This window comes from Nocardioides pini (assembly GCF_026712185.1).
Taxonomy (GTDB): Bacteria; Actinomycetota; Actinomycetes; order Propionibacteriales; family Nocardioidaceae; genus Nocardioides; species Nocardioides pini.
Genome location: NZ_JAPPUX010000001.1, coordinates 723,196 through 740,930, shown reverse-complemented (window position 1 = coordinate 740,930; position 17,735 = coordinate 723,196). Strand labels below are relative to the sequence as shown.

The 17,735-nt window shown below is 72.7% G+C and carries 16 protein-coding genes; 9 read left to right on the top strand and 7 right to left on the bottom strand.

The window, feature by feature from the left end; all coding sequences use genetic code 11:
* The first annotated feature begins 6 nt into the window (after window positions 1–6).
* Window positions 7–3,405, top strand: a complete 3,399-nt coding sequence (locus NYO98_RS03520; RefSeq protein WP_268110141.1) for a pyruvate carboxylase — start codon at window positions 7–9, stop codon at window positions 3,403–3,405.
* On the opposite strand, the gene NYO98_RS03515 is transcribed toward NYO98_RS03520, so the two are convergent.
* Together NYO98_RS03515 and NYO98_RS03510 are read right to left on the bottom strand one after the other, a co-directional pair.
* A complete protein-coding gene (locus tag NYO98_RS03515) occupies window positions 3,392–4,333 on the bottom strand; it encodes an SGNH/GDSL hydrolase family protein (protein WP_268110140.1) in 942 nt (313 codons plus the stop codon). The two genes, NYO98_RS03520 and NYO98_RS03515, sit on opposite strands and share 14 nt — an antisense overlap.
* Window positions 4,330–5,571 carry a SpoIID/LytB domain-containing protein gene (locus tag NYO98_RS03510; protein WP_268110139.1) on the bottom strand — a complete coding sequence of 414 codons (1,242 nt, stop codon included), beginning with the start codon at window positions 5,569–5,571 and terminating at the stop codon, window positions 4,330–4,332. The genes NYO98_RS03515 and NYO98_RS03510 overlap by 4 nt, the downstream gene beginning before the upstream one ends.
* Window positions 5,572–5,678: 107 nt before the next feature.
* On the opposite strand from NYO98_RS03510, the gene NYO98_RS03505 reads away from it, so the two are divergent.
* Window positions 5,679–6,587 (top strand): DNA-formamidopyrimidine glycosylase family protein, encoded by a 909-nt coding sequence (locus tag NYO98_RS03505; protein WP_268110138.1) that lies wholly within the window; start codon window positions 5,679–5,681, stop codon window positions 6,585–6,587.
* On the opposite strand, the gene NYO98_RS03500 is transcribed toward NYO98_RS03505, so the two are convergent.
* Window positions 6,523–7,914 (bottom strand): NAD(P)H-quinone dehydrogenase, encoded by a 1,392-nt coding sequence (locus tag NYO98_RS03500; protein WP_268110137.1) that lies wholly within the window; start codon window positions 7,912–7,914, stop codon window positions 6,523–6,525. The genes NYO98_RS03505 and NYO98_RS03500 overlap by 65 nt on opposite strands.
* 13 nt (window positions 7,915–7,927) lie before the next feature.
* Window positions 7,928–9,331: a dihydrolipoyl dehydrogenase gene (gene lpdA, locus NYO98_RS03495; RefSeq protein ID WP_268110136.1), complete on the bottom strand. Its 1,404-nt coding sequence runs from the start codon at window positions 9,329–9,331 to the stop codon at window positions 7,928–7,930.
* 67 nt (window positions 9,332–9,398) lie between these two features.
* Here lpdA and NYO98_RS03490 point away from each other — a divergent pair, with 67 nt between their 5' ends.
* From NYO98_RS03490 to NYO98_RS03470, 5 genes are read left to right on the top strand one after another with little or no spacing between them, the layout of a single operon-like run.
* Window positions 9,399–9,851 (top strand): gamma-glutamylcyclotransferase, encoded by a 453-nt coding sequence (locus NYO98_RS03490; protein WP_268110135.1) that lies wholly within the window; start codon window positions 9,399–9,401, stop codon window positions 9,849–9,851.
* A 47-nt stretch (window positions 9,852–9,898) separates the two neighbouring features.
* Window positions 9,899–10,723 carry a purine-nucleoside phosphorylase gene (locus NYO98_RS03485; protein WP_268110134.1) on the top strand — a complete coding sequence of 275 codons (825 nt, stop codon included), beginning with the start codon at window positions 9,899–9,901 and terminating at the stop codon, window positions 10,721–10,723.
* Between the two features lie 8 nt (window positions 10,724–10,731).
* Entirely contained in the window at window positions 10,732–11,541 is an 810-nt protein-coding gene (locus NYO98_RS03480) for an NAD-dependent epimerase/dehydratase family protein (protein WP_268110133.1), read from the top strand.
* 33 nt (window positions 11,542–11,574) lie between these two features.
* Window positions 11,575–11,949, top strand: coding sequence for a MerR family transcriptional regulator (locus tag NYO98_RS03475; protein ID WP_268110132.1), 375 nt, complete (start codon window positions 11,575–11,577; stop codon window positions 11,947–11,949).
* A gap of 57 nt (window positions 11,950–12,006) precedes the next feature.
* Window positions 12,007–12,996: an aldo/keto reductase gene (locus tag NYO98_RS03470; RefSeq protein ID WP_268110131.1), complete on the top strand. Its 990-nt coding sequence runs from the start codon at window positions 12,007–12,009 to the stop codon at window positions 12,994–12,996.
* Between the two features lie 58 nt (window positions 12,997–13,054).
* Here the strand turns inward: NYO98_RS03470 and NYO98_RS03465 are convergent, their stop codons facing one another.
* The gene (locus NYO98_RS03465; RefSeq protein ID WP_268110130.1) at window positions 13,055–14,374 is read right to left on the bottom strand and encodes a DUF2252 domain-containing protein; all 1,320 of its coding nucleotides are present in this window, start codon (window positions 14,372–14,374) and stop codon (window positions 13,055–13,057) included.
* Window positions 14,375–14,413: 39 nt separating this feature from the next.
* Here NYO98_RS03465 and tpx point away from each other — a divergent pair, with 39 nt between their 5' ends.
* On the top strand, window positions 14,414–14,911 hold the full coding sequence (gene tpx, locus NYO98_RS03460; RefSeq protein WP_268110129.1) for a thiol peroxidase: 498 nt from the start codon (window positions 14,414–14,416) through the stop codon (window positions 14,909–14,911).
* Window positions 14,912–14,977: 66 nt separating this feature from the next.
* Here the strand turns inward: tpx and NYO98_RS03455 are convergent, their stop codons facing one another.
* Complete coding sequence (locus NYO98_RS03455) at window positions 14,978–15,622, bottom strand: MOSC domain-containing protein (protein ID WP_268110128.1); 645 nt, start codon at window positions 15,620–15,622, stop codon at window positions 14,978–14,980.
* A 16-nt stretch (window positions 15,623–15,638) separates the two neighbouring features.
* Window positions 15,639–16,010 (bottom strand): VOC family protein, encoded by a 372-nt coding sequence (locus NYO98_RS03450; protein ID WP_268110127.1) that lies wholly within the window; start codon window positions 16,008–16,010, stop codon window positions 15,639–15,641.
* Window positions 16,011–16,069: 59 nt separating this feature from the next.
* On the opposite strand from NYO98_RS03450, the gene NYO98_RS03445 reads away from it, so the two are divergent.
* Complete coding sequence (locus tag NYO98_RS03445) at window positions 16,070–17,734, top strand: phospho-sugar mutase (protein WP_268110126.1); 1,665 nt, start codon at window positions 16,070–16,072, stop codon at window positions 17,732–17,734.
* The last annotated feature ends 1 nt before the right edge of the window (window position 17,735 follow it).

Below are 17,735 nucleotides of genomic sequence, written 5' to 3'. Positions count from 1 at the left end.
GCGGCCATGTTCTCCAAGGTGCTCGTCGCCAACCGTGGCGAGATCGCAGTCCGGGCCTTCCGTGCCGCGCGTGAGATCGGCGCGCGCACGGTGGCCGTGTTCCCGCACGAGGACCGCGGGTCCGAGCACCGCATGAGGGCCGAGGAGGCCTACCAGATCGGCGAGGACGGGCACCCGGTCCGGGCCTACCTCGACCCGGAGGCGATCGTGAAGGTCGCCGTGGAGTGCGGCGCCGACGCGATCTACCCCGGCTACGGCTTCCTCTCGGAGAACCCGGCGCTGGCCGAGGCGTGCGCCGCCAACGGCATCACCTTCATCGGCCCGAGCGCCGAGGTGCTCACCCTCACCGGCAACAAGGCGCGCGCGATCGCGGCGGCCAGGGCCGCCGGCGTGCCCGTGCTGGAGTCGGTGCCCCCGTCCACCGACGTGGACGAGCTGCTCGCGGCAGCCGAGCGGATCGAGGCGCCCCTCTTCGTCAAGGCCGTCGCCGGCGGCGGTGGCCGCGGCATGCGCCGCGTCGACGACCGCGCCGACCTGCGCGAGGCGATCGAGACCTGCATGCGCGAGGCCGAGGGCGCCTTCGGCGACCCGACCGTCTTCATCGAGCAGGCCGTGGTCGACCCACGCCACATCGAGGTGCAGATCCTCTCCGACGGCACCGGGACCGGGACCGACGGTGGCGTGATCCACCTCTACGAGCGCGACTGCTCGGTCCAGCGCCGCCACCAGAAGGTCGTCGAGATCGCGCCCGCGCCCGGCCTCGACCCGGACCTGCGGGACCGGATCTGCGCCGACGCCGTCCGCTTCGCCCGCGAGATCGGCTACAAGAACGCCGGCACCGTCGAGTTCCTCCTCGACCCCACCGGTCGCTACGTCTTCATCGAGATGAACCCGCGCATCCAGGTCGAGCACACCGTGACCGAGGAGGTCACCGGCGTCGACCTCGTGCAGTCGCAGATGCTCATCGCCGCCGGCGCCACGCTGGCCGACCTCGAGCTCACCCAGGACGCCGTGCAGCCCCGCGGCTTCGCGCTCCAGTGCCGGATCACCACCGAGGACCCGGCCAACGGCTTCCGCCCCGACACCGGCCGGATCACGATGTACCGCTCCCCCGGCGGTCCCGGTGTCCGCCTCGACGGCGGCACGACCTACACCGGCGCCGAGATCAGCCCTCACTTCGACTCGATGCTCGCCAAGCTCACCTGCCGCGGCCGCACCTTCGAGGCGGCCGTGCAGAAGGCGCGCCGCGCGCTGCTGGAGTTCCGCATCCGCGGCGTCTCGACCAACGTCGGCTTCCTGCAGGCCGTGCTCGCCGACCCCGACTTCGCCGCCGGTGGCGTCACCACCTCCTTCATCGAGGACCACCCGCAGCTGCTCAAGGCGCAGGTCGGCGGCGACCGCGCCACCCGCCTGCTCGAGTTCCTCACCGACGTCACCGTCAACCAGCCCCACGGCGCCGCCCCGGTGACCGTCACCCCGGTCAGCAAGCTCCCGCAGCTCGACCGCTCACAGCCCGTGCCCGACGGCACCCGCCAGCTGCTGCGCGAGGTCGGACCCGACGAGTTCGCCCGCCGGCTGCGGGCGCAGAAGGACGTCGCCGTCACCGAGACGACGTTCCGCGACGCCCACCAGTCGCTGCTCGCCACCCGGGTCCGCACCCGCGACCTCCTCGCGGTCGCCGACCACGTCGCCCGCACCACGCCGCAGCTGTGGTCGGTCGAGTGCTGGGGCGGGGCGACGTACGACGTCGCGCTCCGCTTCCTCAACGAGGACCCGTGGGAGCGGCTCGCCAGCCTGCGCGAGGCCATCCCCAACATCGGCCTGCAGATGCTGCTGCGCGGTCGCAACACGGTCGGCTACACGCCCTACCCGACCGAGGTCACCGAGGCCTTCGTCCAGGAGTCCGCGGAGACCGGGATCGACGTCTTCCGGATCTTCGACGCCCTCAACGACGTCTCGCAGATGCGCCCCGCCATCGACGCCGTCCGCGCCACCGGCACCTCGGTCGCGGAGGTCGCGCTCTGCTACACCGGCGACCTCTCCTCACCGGACGAGAAGCTGTACACGCTGGACTACTACCTCCGCCTCGCCGACCAGATCGTCGAGGCCGGCGCCCACGTGCTGGCGATCAAGGACATGGCCGGGCTGCTCCGTGCCCCGGCCGCGCGCACGCTCGTGACGGCGCTGCGCGAGCGCTTCGACCTGCCCGTGCACCTGCACACCCACGACACCCCCGGCGGCCAGCTCGCCACGCTGCTCGCCGCGATCGACGCCGGGGTCGACGCCGTCGACGCCGCCTCCGCCTCGATGGCCGGCGGCACGTCGCAGCCCGCCCTGTCGGCGCTCGTGTCGGCCACCGACCACTCCGAGCGCGAGACCGGCCTCTCCCTGGCCGCCGTCAACGCGATGGAGCCCTACTGGGAGGCCGTGCGACGGGTCTACGCGCCGTTCGAGTCCGGCCTGCCCGCGCCGACCGGCCGTGTCTACCGCCACGAGATCCCCGGCGGCCAGCTCTCCAACCTCCGCCAGCAGGCGATCGCGCTCGGCCTCGGCGAGAAGTTCGAGCAGGTCGAGGACATGTACGCCGCGGCCAACGACATCCTCGGCAACGTCGTGAAGGTGACCCCGTCGTCCAAGGTCGTCGGCGACCTCGCCCTCGCGCTCGTCGCGGCCGGCGCCGACCCGGCGGACTTCGAGGCCGACCCGGCGTCGTACGACGTCCCGGACTCCGTCGTCGGCTTCCTCAACGGTGAGCTCGGTGACCCGCCCGGCGGGTGGCCCGAGCCGTTCCGCACCAAGGCGCTGGCCGGCAGGACCTGGAAGCAGCCGGCCGAGACCCTCACCGCCGAGCAGCGGTCCGCGCTCGCCACCGACCGTCGCGCCACCCTGAACGAGCTGCTCTTCCCCGGCCCGACCTCGGCCTTCCACGAGTCGCGCGAGAAGTACGGCGACCTCGCGGGCGTGTCCACGATCGACTACCTCTACGGCCTGCGCCGCGGCGAGGAGCACCGGGTCCGCGTGCGCGAGGGCCGCGAGATGCTCTTCGGGCTCGAGGCGATCAGCGAACCCGACGAGCGCGGCATCCGCACGGTGATGGCCACCGTCGACGGCCAGCTGCGGCCGGTGCAGGTGCGCGACCGCCACGTCTCCGCCGAGGTGGTGTCCGCCGAGAAGGCCGACCCGAGCAACCCGGGCCACGTCGCCGCCCCCTACGACGGCGCCGTGACGGTCACCGTCGCCGAGGGCGACAGCGTCGAGGCGGGCCAGACGGTGGCGACGATCGAGGCGATGAAGATGGAGGCCTCCATCACCTCGCCGCTCGCCGGGACGGTCAGCCGCCTCGCGGTGCCGGCCACGCAGGCCGTCGAGGGCGGCGACCTGGTGCTGGTGATCAGCCCTCGTTGAGCACGACCACGTCGGGGTCGGGCTCGGCGTACTGCGTGACCTCGGGGTCCTCCCCGGTCACCTGCCGGAACACCTCGGTGGCCACGGCGCGCATGCCGTTGATCTTCGGGTGGAACGGCGCCGCGACGCCCGCACGGAACCGCGGGCCATTGACCCACGCCCGGCCCTTGGCGCACACGTCGTGGCCGTCCGAGACCGCCGCCATGTCGACGTACGACGCCCCCGCCGCCCGCGCGCCGCGACGGATCGAGGCGTTGAGCAGGCCGGCGACCTCGGCGACCGGGGCGAGCACCTCCGCCGGCACGCCCACCGCGCGGCAGGTGCCCTCGGTGGGGAGGATGTCGGGGTAGCCGACGACGAGGACCTCGGCGTCGGGCGCCGCCCGGGCGATGCGCCGCACGGCGTCTCGCACCCGGCCGGCGACCTTGCCGGTGTCGGCGCGCAGCTGCGCGACTGGGCAGACGGCGGCCGGGCCCTGCTGGCACCGGATGAGCGAGTCGTAGATGCCGAAGTCGTTGCCGCCGATGCCGAGGGTGACCAGGTCGGTCTCGGGAGACAGCGCGTCGACCTGGGGCCCGGTGGTGTTGCCGTCGAACATCACCATGGGCGCGTGGAGGTCGCGCGTCGTGGCGGCCGAGCAGGTCACGTCGGTGTAGCTGGCGACGTCGAGCCAGTCGGCGAGGAACGCCGGGTAGTTGTCCTTGGACCGCGCGCAGCCCTGCGGGTCGGTGCGCATCGTGCCGATGAACGGCCCGGCCGAGAAGGAGTCGCCCATCGCGACGTAGTCGATGCGGGTGGTCACCTCCGTGTCGGCGACGGCGTCGGGCAGGTCGACGTCGCCGTCGCCGGCCGCCCGCCCGGACTCGCAGGCGGACACGGCGAGGGCGAGGGCGGCGACTGCTGCCACCAGCCGGAGTCGTCGGGTCACTGGCGCGCGGGGCCCTTCTGTCGCGGGATGACGCTGAACGTGAACCAGTCGGATCGGAGCCCGAGGGACGAGCGCACGTCGTCGCCGCTCACGGGCACCCGGCCGCCGGTGAAGACGAACGCCATGTCGGTGACGCGTCCGCCCCACTCGCCGTTGCCGTCGCGCGTGACGACCTCGATGCCGGTGAGGTCGCCCATCCCGGGCCACTGCTTCTCGACCTCGGTGTCGTCGATGGTGGTGGTCCACGTCGAGTACGTCGGGTTGGCCAGGCCGTCGTAGGGATCGGCCTGCGCCACCAGGTAGGGCATGGAGCCGGCCGAGGACCAGCCGCCGTTGCTGGCGGAGAACTGCGTGAACGCGGGGCGCCCGTCGTGGTAGAGCCCCTGCCCCGCCGTGGCCCCGATGGCCTCGGTCGCCGCCGGGTGCTCGACGTCGGCGCCGCCGTAGACCTGGCACTGGCTGGTGTCGCAGAGGTCGTAGTGGGACGCGTTGGGGTGGGAGCGCTCGAAGGCTGCGTAGGTGCGCGCCGCGACGGACTGGGCGCTCACGGCCGCCGGCGTCCACAGCGCGGGGACCTCCTGCGGCACGACGCCGCGGAGGTAGGCCTCCATGCCGACCTCGTTGACGGTCTCGCGCTTGCCGCCCAGGCGCGGCGCCACGGACTGCAGGGTGCCGCGGTAGTCGCGGCGGGCCCCGGGCAGGACGAGGGTCAGGCGGCCGTCGGCGGCGCTGAACTCCGCCTCGCCCTTCACCTTCTTCCACGTGCGCCAGGCCCCGCCCCTCGTCCACTGGACGGCGGTGTCGCGGCCCTGGGCGACCAGGCGCCACTTGCGCGCGGCGTTGACGGGCAGCCGCCACGTGCGGGCCCGTCCCACCCGGCCCACCTTCAGGCCGGGCTCGGCAGCGACCTGGACGTCGCGACCGGTGTCGGCGGTGATGAGCACGCGGACCTTGCCGCGGATCGCTCCCCACGTGGTGCCGGGGTAGTAGAACTCGACGATCTGCTGCCAGGCCAGGCCCTGCTGGGCCGCGCCCAGCGCGCCGTACTGCGACAGGCCGTGCCCGTGGCCGAAGCCGTGGCCGGTGACGGTGATCGCGCTGCTGCCCGCGACGGGCCAGGTCTCGACCGCCCTGCGCGGCTCGGCCCCCGACGCCTCGGTCGCGGACGCCGGGAGCGCAGGGAGCAGCAGCGCGCTGGCGGCGAGCGCGATCGGCAGCAGGCGGGAACGGGTCATCATGTGGTCTCTCCCCCGAGAACGGACGACGAACCTCCGAGGTTACAGGCGGCCCGGGCGTTCGGGGCGGGGACCGCCGGATCGGTGGACCCGCCTGTGACACTGGACGGGTGCCCGAGGGAGACAGCGTGTGGAAGCTCGCCCGCCGGCTGGACCGCCAGCTCGTCGGTCACACGGTCGAGCGCTCCGACTTCCGCACGCCCGCGCTGGCCACGCGCGACGTGTCGGGCCGCCAGGTCCTCGGCCACGACACCCACGGCAAGCACCTGCTGACCCGGCTGTCCGCCGCGGCCGGCTCCCCGCCGGCCACGCTCCACAGCCACCTGCGCATGGACGGGTCCTGGTCGACCCTGGCGCCGGGCAAGCGGCTGCCCGCCAGGCTGCAGCCCCACGTGCGGCTCGTCTGGTCGCTCGACGACGGGCGCACCGTCCACGGCATCCGGCTGCACGACCTGGCCCTCGTGCCGACCGACCGCGAGGCCGACCTCGTCGGCCACCTCGGCCCCGACCCGCTGCGGGAGGACTGGGACGCCGACGAGGCGGCGCGGCGGCTGCTCGCCGGGCCCGGCGTCCCGCTGGTGACCGCGCTGCTCGACCAGCGCTCCATCGCCGGCCTGGGCAACCTGTGGGCCAACGAGCTCGCCTTCCTCAGTGGCGTGAGCCCGTGGACGCCGATCGGCGACGTCGACGTCCCCCACCTCGTGGAGCGCGCCGCGACGATGCTGCGCCACTCGGCGACCGTGCCCGGCGCCTACCAGGTGACCACCGGCTCGCCGGTCAGGGGCGACGACCACTGGATCACCGGCCGGCAGCGCCAGGGCTGCCGGCGCTGCGGCGGCCCGGTCAGCGTCCAGGCCGAGGTGCCGGGCGACGCGGCCAACCGCCGGACGTGGTGGTGCCCCGCGTGCCAGCCCGGCCCGGGCCCCGAGGCGCGGGTCGGCAGCGGACCGGGGATCAGACGTGGTGCAGGCGGCGCGCGGCCTCGGCGACCGACCCGCTCATCGACGGGTAGACGGTGAACGCGTGGGCGAGCTGGTCCGCGGTGAGCGACTCCGCGACGGCGACCGAGACCGGGTGGATGAGCTCGGAGGCGCGCGGCCCGACGACCACTCCCCCGACCACGATGCCGGTGCCGGGGCGGCAGAAGAGCTTCACGAAGCCGTCGCGGACGCCCTGCATCTTGGCGCGCGCGTTGCCCGCCAGCGGCAGGGTGACGACCTCGGCCTGGATCTCGCCGGCGTCGACGGCCTGCTGCGACCAGCCGACGGTGGCGATCTCCGGCGACGTGAAGACGTTGGACGAGACCTTCTTCAGGTCCAGCGGCGCGACCGCGTCGCCGAGGAAGTGCCACATCGCGATCCGGCCCTGCATCGCGGCCACCGAGGCCAGCATCAGCACGCCGGTGCAGTCGCCCGCGGCGTAGATGCCGCGCGCGGAGGTGCGCGAGACGCGGTCGACGACGATGAAGCCCCCGTCGTCCACCGCCACGCCGGCCTCCTCGAGGCCGAGGTCGGCGGTGTTGGGCACCGACCCGAGCGCGAGGATGCAGTGGCTGCCCGTGACCGTGCGGCCGTCGGTGAGGGTCACCGTCACCTCGTCGCCCTCACGGGTGACCGATTGCATGCGTGAGCGGCTGAGCACCTTCATCCCGCGGCGGGTGGCGACGTCCTCCAGCACCGCGGACGCGTCGGCGTCCTCACCGGGCAGCACCCGGTCGCGGCTGCTGACGAGCGTCACGTCGATGCCGAGCGCGAGGTAAGCGCTGGCGAACTCCGCGCCGGTGACGCCCGAGCCGACGACGATGAGCTTCTCCGGCACCTCGGTGAGGTCGTAGACCTGCTCCCAGGTGAGGATCCGCTCGCCGTCGGGCTGGGCGCTCGGCAGCGTGCGGGGCGCCGCACCGGTCGCGACGATGATGGCGTCGGCCTGCAGCGTCTCCTCGCCGTCGGCGGTGGTGGCGACGACCGTCAGGTCCGGGCCGAGGCGTCCGCGACCGGTGACCAGGCGTACGCCGTCCCGGTCGAGGCGAGCCGCGATGTCGGTCGACTGGTCGGTCGCGAGCTGCTTGACGCGGGCGTTGACCTGCGCCAGGTCGACGCTGATGGTCGTCGCCGCGTCGCCCTGGTGGTCGTGGAAGTTGACCCCGAGCTCCTGCGCCGTCGCCATGTCGGTCATCAGCTCGGCGGTCGCGATGAGCGTCTTGCTCGGCACGCAGTCGGTGAGCACCGCCGACCCGCCGACGCCGTCGGTGTCGACGACGGTGACCTCCGCGCCCAGCTGCGCGGCCACGTGGGCGGCCTCGTAGCCGCCGGGACCGCCGCCGATGATGACGATGTGATCAGGCATGGGGACCGGCCCGTCAGAGGTTGATCATGTGACCGGCGATGCCGTGGACGGCCTCCTTGACGGCCTCGCCGAGCGTCGGGTGGGCGAAGACGTTGCGGGCCACCTCGTCGGCGGTCAGGTCCCACTTCTGCGCCAGCGTCATGACCGGCAGGAGCTCGGTGACGTCGGGGCCGATCATGTGGGTGCCGATGATCTCGTTGTGCTCGGCGTCGGCCACGACCTTCACGAAGCCGAAGGCCTCGCCGAGGCCCATCGCCTTGCCGTTGGCGGTGAAGGGGAACGTCGCGGTCTTGACGTCGTAGCCCTTCTCCTCGGCCTGGGCCTCGCTGTAGCCGAACGACGCGATCTGCGGCATGCAGTAGGTGGCGCGGGGCACGAAGTCGTACTCGACCGGCATCGTCTCGGCGCCGTTGATCGTCTCGGCGGCCACGATGCCCATCGCCTCCGCGACGTGGGCGAGCATCAGCTTCCCGGTGCAGTCACCGATGGCGTACACGTTGTCGACGTTGGTGCGGCAGTAGTCGTCGATCTCGATCGCGCCGCGCTCGGAGACCGCGACGCCGATGTTCTCGAGCCCGAAGCCCTCGACCCGCGGGGCGAAGCCGAACGCGGCGAGGAACTTGTCGGCCTCGAGCACCTGCTCGTCACCGCCCGCGGCCGGGGCGACGGTGACCTTCACGCCCGAGCCGGTGTCCTCCACCTTCTTGACCGCGGTCGAGGTCAGCACCTTCACACCGAGCTTCTTGTAGTGCTTGAGCAGCTCCTTGGAGATGTCGGCGTCCTCGGTCGGGACCATCCGGTCGAGGAACTCCACGATCGTGACGTCGACGCCGAAGTTGGCCATCACGTAGGCGAACTCGACACCGATCGCCCCGGAGCCGCCGATGACGATGGAGCCGGGCAGCTGGTCGGTGAGGATCTGCTCCTCGTAGGTGACGACGTTGTCGCTCAGCTCGACGCCGGGCACCAGCCGCACGGTCGCACCCGTGGCGAGGATCAGGTTGTCGAAGGTGTAACCGGTGGTCTGGCCGTCCTTGTCCTTGACGTCGATCCCGGTCGCGCTGGTGAGGGTGCCCCACCCGTCGATCTCGGTGATCTTGTTCTTCTTCATCAGGAAGTGGACGCCCTTGACGATGCCGGCGCTCACGTCGCGGCTGCGCTTGTGGGTCGGGCCGAAGGACATCGTGGCGTCGCCCTCGATGCCGAACTTCGCCTTCTCGTGCTGCAGCGTGTGCGCCAGCTCGGCGTTCTTGAGCAGGGCCTTCGACGGGATGCAGCCGACGTTGAGGCAGACACCTCCCCAGTACTTCTCCTCCACCACGGCCACCTTCTGGCCGAGCTGGGAGGCGCGGATCGCGGCGACGTAGCCACCGGGGCCTGCGCCGAGGACGAGGGTGTCGAAGTGCGTGTCGGTCACGCCTCCACCCTAGTTGTCCGCCACAGAGGGGGAACACCCGAGGTCGACGCTCGATACTGTGTGCTGCGTGACCCTGTACGCCGCCTACGGGACGAACCTCGATCCCGCCCGCATGGGCGAGCGCTGCCCCCACTCGATCCTCCACTCCACGGGGTGGCTCACGGGCTGGCGGCTGACCTTCGGCGGCGAGGAGCACGGCTGGGACGGCGCCCTCTCGACGATCGTCCAGGACCCGTTCGAGCAGGTCTTCGTCGCGGTCTACGACGTCACCCCGGAGGACGAGCGCTCCCTCGACGGCTGGGAGGCCGCCGACACCGGCCTCTACCGCAAGACCAAGGTGCGGGTGCAGACGCTCACCGGGGAGCTCGTCGTGTGGGCCTACGTGCTCGACGCCTACGAGGGCGGCCTGCCGTCGGCGTCCTACCTCGGGGTGCTCGCCGACGCCGCCGACGCCGCCGGTGCCCCGGAGGACTACGTCGCGGCGCTGCGCCGCCGGGCCTGCCGGTCCACCGGACTCTGATCACCACACCCGAACGTCGACGCACGGTCGGTCTAGAGTTTCCCGGCGTGACCCACGCAGCAGCCGTCCCCACGCCCTACGAGAGCGCCGCCGAGGCCGCCGCCCGGCTCGCCGAGCTGACCGGCGTCGAGCACCACGACATCGCCCTGGTGCTGGGCTCGGGCTGGCTCCCGGCCGTCGACGCGCTCGGCGAGGCGACCGCCGAGATCGACACCACCGACCTCCCCGGCTTCAGCGCCGCCGCCGTCGCCGGCCACAGCGGCAAGATCCGCTCGATCCGCCAGTCCACCCCGGCGGGGGACAAGAACCTGCTGGTCTTCCTCTCCCGCACCCACTTCTACGAGGGCAAGGGCGTCGCAGCGGTCGTGCACCCGGTGCGGACAGCGGCCGCGGCCGGCTGCTCGGCCATCGTCCTCACCAACGGGTGCGGCGGGCTGAAGGAGGGGTGGCGGCCCGGCCAGCCGGTGCTGATCTCCGACCACATCAACCTCACCGGCACGAGCCCGATCGTCGGTGCGAACTTCGTGGACCTGACCGACCTCTACAGCCCGCGCCTGCGCGCGATGTGCAAGGAGGTCGACGACTCCCTCGACGAGGGCGTCTACGTGCAGTTCCCCGGCCCCCACTACGAGACGCCCGCCGAGGTCCGGATGGCCGGCATCATGGGCGGGCACCTCGTCGGCATGAGCACCACGCTGGAGGCGATCGCCGCGCGCGAGGCCGGCATGGAGGTGCTCGGCATCAGCCTGGTCACCAACCTCGCTGCCGGCCTGAGCGGCGAGCCGCTGAACCACGAGGAGGTCCTCGAGGCGGGTCGCTCGGCGGCGAGCCGGATGGGCGGCCTGCTCAGCCAGGTCGTGGCGAGGATCTGAGGCCCGCGATGCGCGTGCTGGTCACCGGCGCCGCCGGCAGCATCGGCCGGGTGGTCACCACCGGGCTCGACGCCCTCGGCCACGAGGTCGTCGGCCTCGACCTCGTCCCGCCGCCCGACGGCACCCCCTTCACCTGGCACGAGGCCGACTGCGCCGACGGCGACGCGGTCGAGGCGGTCCTCGCCGCTCTCTCGACCGGGGGCAGGCTCGACGCCGTGGTGCACCTCGCGGGCATCCCCGACGAGGCGTCGCTCCCCGACGAGCTCACGTCCCACGTCGTGACCACGGCGGCCCTGCTCGACGCGATGGTCGCCCACGACGTGCCGCGCATCGTCTACGCCTCGTCGAACCACGCCGTCGGCCGCACCCCGCGGGCGGACGGCGAGCTCACCGAGCACGCCCTGCCCCGCCCGGACACCTACTACGGCGTCGCCAAGGTCGCCGCCGAGGCGCTCCTGCGCCTGTTCGTCGACCGCCACGGCATCGACGCCGTCGCGTGCCGGATCGGCTCGTTCCTCGAGGAGCCGGCGAGCGTGCGCGGCCTGTCGACGTGGCTCTCGCACGGCGACTGCGTCCGGATGGTCGAGGCGGCGCTGACGGCCCCCGCGCCCGGCTACGCCGTCCTCTACGGCATCAGCGCCAACACCCGCGCGTGGTGGGACCTCGAGCCGGGACGCCGGCTGGGCTACGAGCCGCAGGACGATGCCGAGGCGTACGCCGACCGCGTCGACCCCGGCCCCCACGACGACGTGGAGGCCGAGTTCGTCGGCGGCCCGTTCGCGACGGCGCAGTTCCACCGTCCTGCCCTGGGTGCTTGACTTCGAGCACGCTCCAAGTCGGACACTGGGTCGATGACCAGCCTGAGCATCGCCGAGGCGGCCGAGCGGACCGGGCTCACGGCCCACACGCTGCGCTACTACGAGCGTGACGGCCTGCTCCTCCACTCGGTCGACCGCGCCCCGTCCGGTCACCGGCGCTACACCGCCGAGGACCTGCGGTGGATCCAGATGGTGACCCGCCTGCGCGCCACCGGGATGCCCATCCGCGACGTACGCCGCTACGCCGCCCTGGTGCGGGAGGGCGACGGCAACGAGGCCGAGCGCCTGGGCCTGCTGCTCGCGCACCGCGAGGTCGTCGAGCGCCAGCTCGCCGAGGTCACCGGCCACCTGCGGGCGATCGACCACAAGATCGCGCTCTACGAGAACAAGGTCGCGCCCACCGCCTGAACCGGCCGCTCCCCGGGGGTTGACTTGGAGCGCGCTCGAAGGCGAAGGGTGGCAGGCATGAGCATCCAGACACGACAGATCGGCTCCCTGACCGTCTCCGCCCTCGGCCTCGGCTGCATGGGGATGTCGGAGTTCTACGGCACCCCCGACGAGCAGGGCGGCACCGACACCATCCACCGGGCCCTCGACCTCGGGGTGACGTTCCTCGACACCGCCGACATGTACGGCCCCTTCACCAACGAGCAGCTCGTCGGCAAGGCGATCGCCGGGCGGCGCGACGAGGTCCAGCTCGCCACCAAGTTCGGCAACGAGCGGCTCCCCGACGGCACCATGCTGGGTGTCAACGGACGCCCCGACTACGTCCGCTCGTCCTGCGACGCCTCGCTCCAGCGGCTCGGCGTGGACCACATCGACCTCTACTACCAGCACCGCGTCGACAAGACCGTCCCGATCGAGGAGACCGTCGGCGCGATGGCCGAGCTGGTCGAGGCCGGCAAGGTGCGCCACCTCGGGCTGTCCGAGGCGTCGGCCACCAACATCCGCAAGGCCCACGGCGTGCACCCGATCACCGCGCTGCAGACGGAGTACTCGCTCTTCACGCGCGACCTCGAGGACGAGATCCTGCCGACGCTGCGCGAGCTCGGCATCGGCCTGGTCCCCTACTCCCCGCTCGGCCGCGGCCTGCTGACCGGCGCGATCACCGCCGACCGGGGCGCCGACGGCGAGCAGGACCGGCGCCGCTCGGAGTACTTCCCGCGATTCCAGGGCGAGGCGCTGGACGCCAACCTCGTGCTCGTCGACAAGGTCCGCGAGATCGCCGGGTCCAAGGGCTGCACGCCCGGCCAGCTCGCGCTGGCGTGGGTCCTCGCCCAGGGCGACGACGTGGCTCCGATCCCCGGCACCAAGCGCGTGAAGTACCTCGAGGAGAACGTCGGCGCCCTCGACGTCGAGCTCACCGCCGACGACCTGTCCGCCCTCGAGCAGGCCGTCCCGCGCGACGCCGTGCAGGGTGACCGCTACGGCAACATGGCGCACATCGACGCCTGAGCCCATCCCGTGGGGGCAGGGCGCGTCGCGCAGCAGGTCCGGAGCTGAGCGACGTGCCCTAGGTGGCGGCGATGCCCACCCGGCCCTCACGGAAGGCGTCGACGAACAGCGCGTGGTCCTCGCGGACCCGGACGGCGTACGCGATCCCCCAGTCGCAGAGCCACTGGACGAACTCGTTGCGCCGTCCCTCCAGCGACCTGGCGATGGCCGCCTCGACGTCGAAGTCGACGAGGTCCTGCTGGCTGTCCTCGTCGGACGCGCAGTGGATCTTCGCCGTGGCGCGGCCGAGCAGGTCGACCACCGAGCGCATGTCCTCGGGCTCGTTGATCTCGCTCCAGTCGAGGTCGACCTCGTAGGGCGAGATCTCCGAGACGACGTAGCCGACGCCGTCGATGCTCGTGTGCCCGAGCAGCGGATCGGTGTGCACCTGCAGCGCGCGCTGGCTGACCGCGGTGCGGTGCCCTTCGTGCTCGAAGTAGGCGTCCACCTCGGCGGTGTCGACGAACCTGCTCAGCGCCGGGACGTTGGCCTGCTTCATGCTCAGCACGACGTCGTTGTCGAGCGCCTGGCTGTAGCCCTCCACCAGCACGTTGTAGGCCGGCAGACCTGCGCTGCCGATGCCGAAGCCGGACTTCCCCACGACGTCGCGGAGCTCGTAGAAGAGCTCGCGGTCGAACCGCTTCGACTCGGGGATGGTGTCGAGGTAGGCGCGGAACGCGGCGACCACCGTGGCCCGCTCCTCGCGCTTGAGTCGTCGGGTGCTGGCGTCCTCGACGAAGCGGCGGGCCCCCTTGGCCAGGTAGGTCATCTCGTCGAGGAGGTCGGCCCGGCGCATCGCCCGCGCGGCCACCAGCGCGGTGAGCACCGGCCCCTCGGCCGTGTCGAGCCGGATCTCGAAGTCGTCGTCGGTGTCGGAGGCGACGTAGTGGTTCACCTGGGACAGGTAGGACCTGGCGTAGCGGGCGATCAGCTTGCGGATCGCGTCCTCGGGCAGCGCCTTCTGCCAGCCGACGAGCGCGAGGCTCGCCGCGAACCTCTGGAGGTCCCACGTGAAGCGGCCGACGTACGCCTCGTCGAAGTCGTTGATGTCGAAGACCAGGCGGCCGTCGGAGTTGAGGTAGGTGCCGAAGTTCTCCACGTGCAGGTCGCCGTGGATCCAGATGCGCTCGGCGCCGTGGGCCGCCCACTCGTCGTGCTCGCCCGTCACGTCGTTGAAGAACAGGCACGCGCTGCCGCGGTAGAACGCGTGCGGGTCCTTGGCCATCTTGCGGTACTTGGCGCGGAACGCCGCCGGGTCGGCCCTCATGAGCGGCGCGAACGCGTCCTGCAGCACCTCGATGATCACGTCGGTGCGAGCGTCGGTTCGCGCAGTGGCCATGCCGGCACTCTAGGACCAGGCGGCCAGTAGGTTGGGGCCATGGCAACCACACAACTCGGCCCCAACACCGTCAGCACCGTGGGCGAGCTCCCCGCAGTGGGCTCGAAGGCTCCCGGCTTCGACCTCGTCGACTCGAAGTTCGAGGCGCTCACCGACGCCGACGTCTCCGGCAAGCGGGTCGTGCTCAACATCTTCCCGAGCATCGACACCGGCGTGTGCCAGGCGAGCGTCCGGAAGTTCAACGAGCTCGCGGCCGGCCTCGACAACACCGCCGTCGTCAACGTCTCGGTCGACCTCCCGCTCGCGCAGGCCCGCTTCTGCGGCGCCGAGGGCATCGAGGACGTCCTGGTCGGGTCGGCGTTCCGGTCCTCCTTCGGCGAGGACTACGGCGTCGCGATGGCCGACGGCGGCTGGAAGGGGCTCCTCGCCCGCGCGGTCGTCGTCGTGGACACCGACGGCACCGTGCTCCACACCCAGCTCACCGACGCGATCGGTCACGAGCCCGACTACGACGCCGCGGTGGCCGCCCTCGGCTGAGCCGCCTCTCGCCGCACGACCGTGGCCGCGGACCCCCGTCGGGTCCGCGGCCACGGTCGTCCACGGCTACTGGCGCCGCGCGAGCCAGTCGTGCTCGACCTGCGGCAGCAGCCCCGAGGCCAGGAAGGTCGCGGCGAGGTCCCTGTCGCCCATCAGCGCGCGGAAGTACATCGGCAGCGTGAGGCCGTGGCCCGGTCGGTGGACCACCGCGACCGGGTCGCCCGCGCTGATCGGCCCGGGCTCGAGCACGGCGAGGTAGGCGCCGGTCAGGCCGCGCTCGGCGAAGCGGCGCACCCACGCCCGCTCGGCCATGTGCTTGGCGAACGTGGCGCACGGGATGCGCGGCCCGCACACCTCGAGGAGCACGCTCCCGACCTGCCACCGCTCCCCCACCTCGGCCGTGTCGACCTCGAGGCCGTGGGTGGTGAGGTTCTCCCCGAACATCCCGTCGGGCAGGTCGCGGCCCAGGTGCTCGCCCCACCAGTCGAGCTCCTCGCGGGCGACGGCGTAGACCGCCTGGGTCGTCCCGCCGTGGTGCCGGCGGCTGATGATGGCGTCACCGACGACACCGCTGCCCAGACCGCCGCGCTTGGGCCCCGGGTCGCGCACCTCGATCACGTCGACCGGCCGCTTGCGGATGCCGCTCGGCCGCGCGAGTCCCGGCACCGGCTCGGCAGCGCCGGCGTTGACGGAGCGGACGACGGCGGGCACGCGGAGAGGCTAGCCCTCAGGAGTCGCCGGAGTGGCAGACCGCCTCGATGTTGTTGCCCTCGGTGTCGCGGACGAAGGCGCCGTAGTAGGCCGGGTGGTACTCCGGCCACAGGCGAGGCTCGTGGAGCGACTCGGCGCCCGCGGCCACCGCCTCGGCGTGCCAGGCCCGCACCGTGGCGGCGTCGGCGGCCCGGAAGGCCACGTGGACCTCGCGGTTGGGGCCGACGCCCTCGAAGGTGCTGATCCAGAAGTCCGGCTGCTCCGTGCCGTAGCCGATGGCCTCCTCGAAGTCCATCAGGCGCCGGTGGCCCAGCACGCCCAGGACGCGGTCGTAGAACGCCGCCGCTCGCGGCAGGTCGGTGCAGTTGATGCCCAGGTGATCGATCATGCGCCGATCGTGGCACCGCCCACCGACACCGTCACGTCGCGTGGGGATAGCGTGCGTCCATGACCGCGCCGACCGACCAGACCACCCTGCTCGAGGCGGCCCGCGCCTGGGCCGCGGAGGACCCCGACGAGCAGACCCGCTCCGAGCTGGAGGCGCTCGTCGCCGCCGCCGAGCGGGGCGAGGAGACCGACCTCGCCGACCGGTTCGCCGGCACCCTCGAGTTCGGCACCGCCGGCCTGCGCGGCGCGCTGGGCGCCGGCCCCAACCGGATGAACCGGGTCGTGGTCACCCGCGCGGCGGCCGGCCTGGCGGCGTACCTGCGCGACACCGGCCACGGCGGCGGGTCCGTGGTGATCGGCTTCGACGCCCGCCACAACTCCGACGTCTTCGCGCGCGACACCGCGGAGGTCATGACCGGCGCCGGGTTCAAGGCGCTGGTCATGCCGCGGACGCTGCCCACCCCCCTGCTCGCGTTCGCGATCCGCGAGCTCGGCTGCGCGGCCGGCGTGATGGTCACCGCCAGCCACAACCCGCCGCAGGACAACGGCTACAAGGTCTACCTCGGCGACGGCAGCCAGATCGTCCCTCCGGCCGACGTCGAGATCGCCGCACGCATCGCCGCCGTCGGCCCGCTCGCGGACCTCCCCCGCGGCGACGCCGGACGCGTGGTCGGCGAGGAGATCGTCGACCGCTACCTCGACACGGTCGCGGGCCTGGCCGAGGACGGCCCCCGCGACCTGCGCATCGTCTACACCCCGCTCCACGGCGTCGGCGGCACGACCGTCGCGCAGGTGCTGGAGACCGCGGGCTTCGACGCCCCGCACGTCGTCGAGCAGCAGGAGCATCCCGACCCCGACTTCCCGACCGTGTCGTTCCCCAACCCGGAGGAGCCGGGCGCGATGGACCTCGCCATGGCGCTCGCCGCGGAGCACCGGGCCGACCTGGTGGTCGCCAACGACCCCGACGCCGACCGCTGCGCCGTCGCGGTGCCGGACGTCCACGGGTGGCGGATGCTGCGCGGCGACGAGGTGGGCGCCCTGCTGGCCCACCACCTGATCGCGCGCGGGCGCCAGGGCACCTACGCCAACTCGATCGTCTCCTCCAGCCTGCTCGGCAAGATGGCCGCCGCGGCCGGGCAGCCGCACGAGGAGACGCTCACCGGCTTCAAGTGGATCGGCCGCGTCGAGGGACTCGCCTTCGGCTACGAGGAGGCGCTCGGCTACTGCTGCGACCCCGAGCACGTCAAGGACAAGGACGGCGTCTCGGCGCTGCTGCTGGTGTGCGAGCTCGCGGCGCAGGCCAAGGCCGAGGGCCGCGACCTCACCGACATCCTCGACGACATCGCCGAGCAGCACGGCCTGCACGCCACCGACCAGCTGTCGGTGCGCTTCGACGACCTCGCCGCCATCCCGGCGACGATGGATCGGCTGCGCGCCGCTCCCCCGACGACCCTCGGCGGGCTGGCGGTCGAGCAGGTGGAGGACCTCTCCCAGGGCTCGGCGACGCTCCCGCCCACCGACGGTCTGCGCTACACGCTCGCCGAGGGCGCCCGGGTGATCGTGCGGCCGAGCGGCACCGAGCCCAAGGTCAAGTGCTACCTCGAGGTCGTGGTCCCGGTCGAGACGGGTGCCGACGGGGGTGGCGCCGACGCGGCCCGCATCTCCGCCGCCGGGCGCCTCGACGCGATCAAGGCCGACCTGCGGGGCGCCGCCTTCGGGGGCTGAG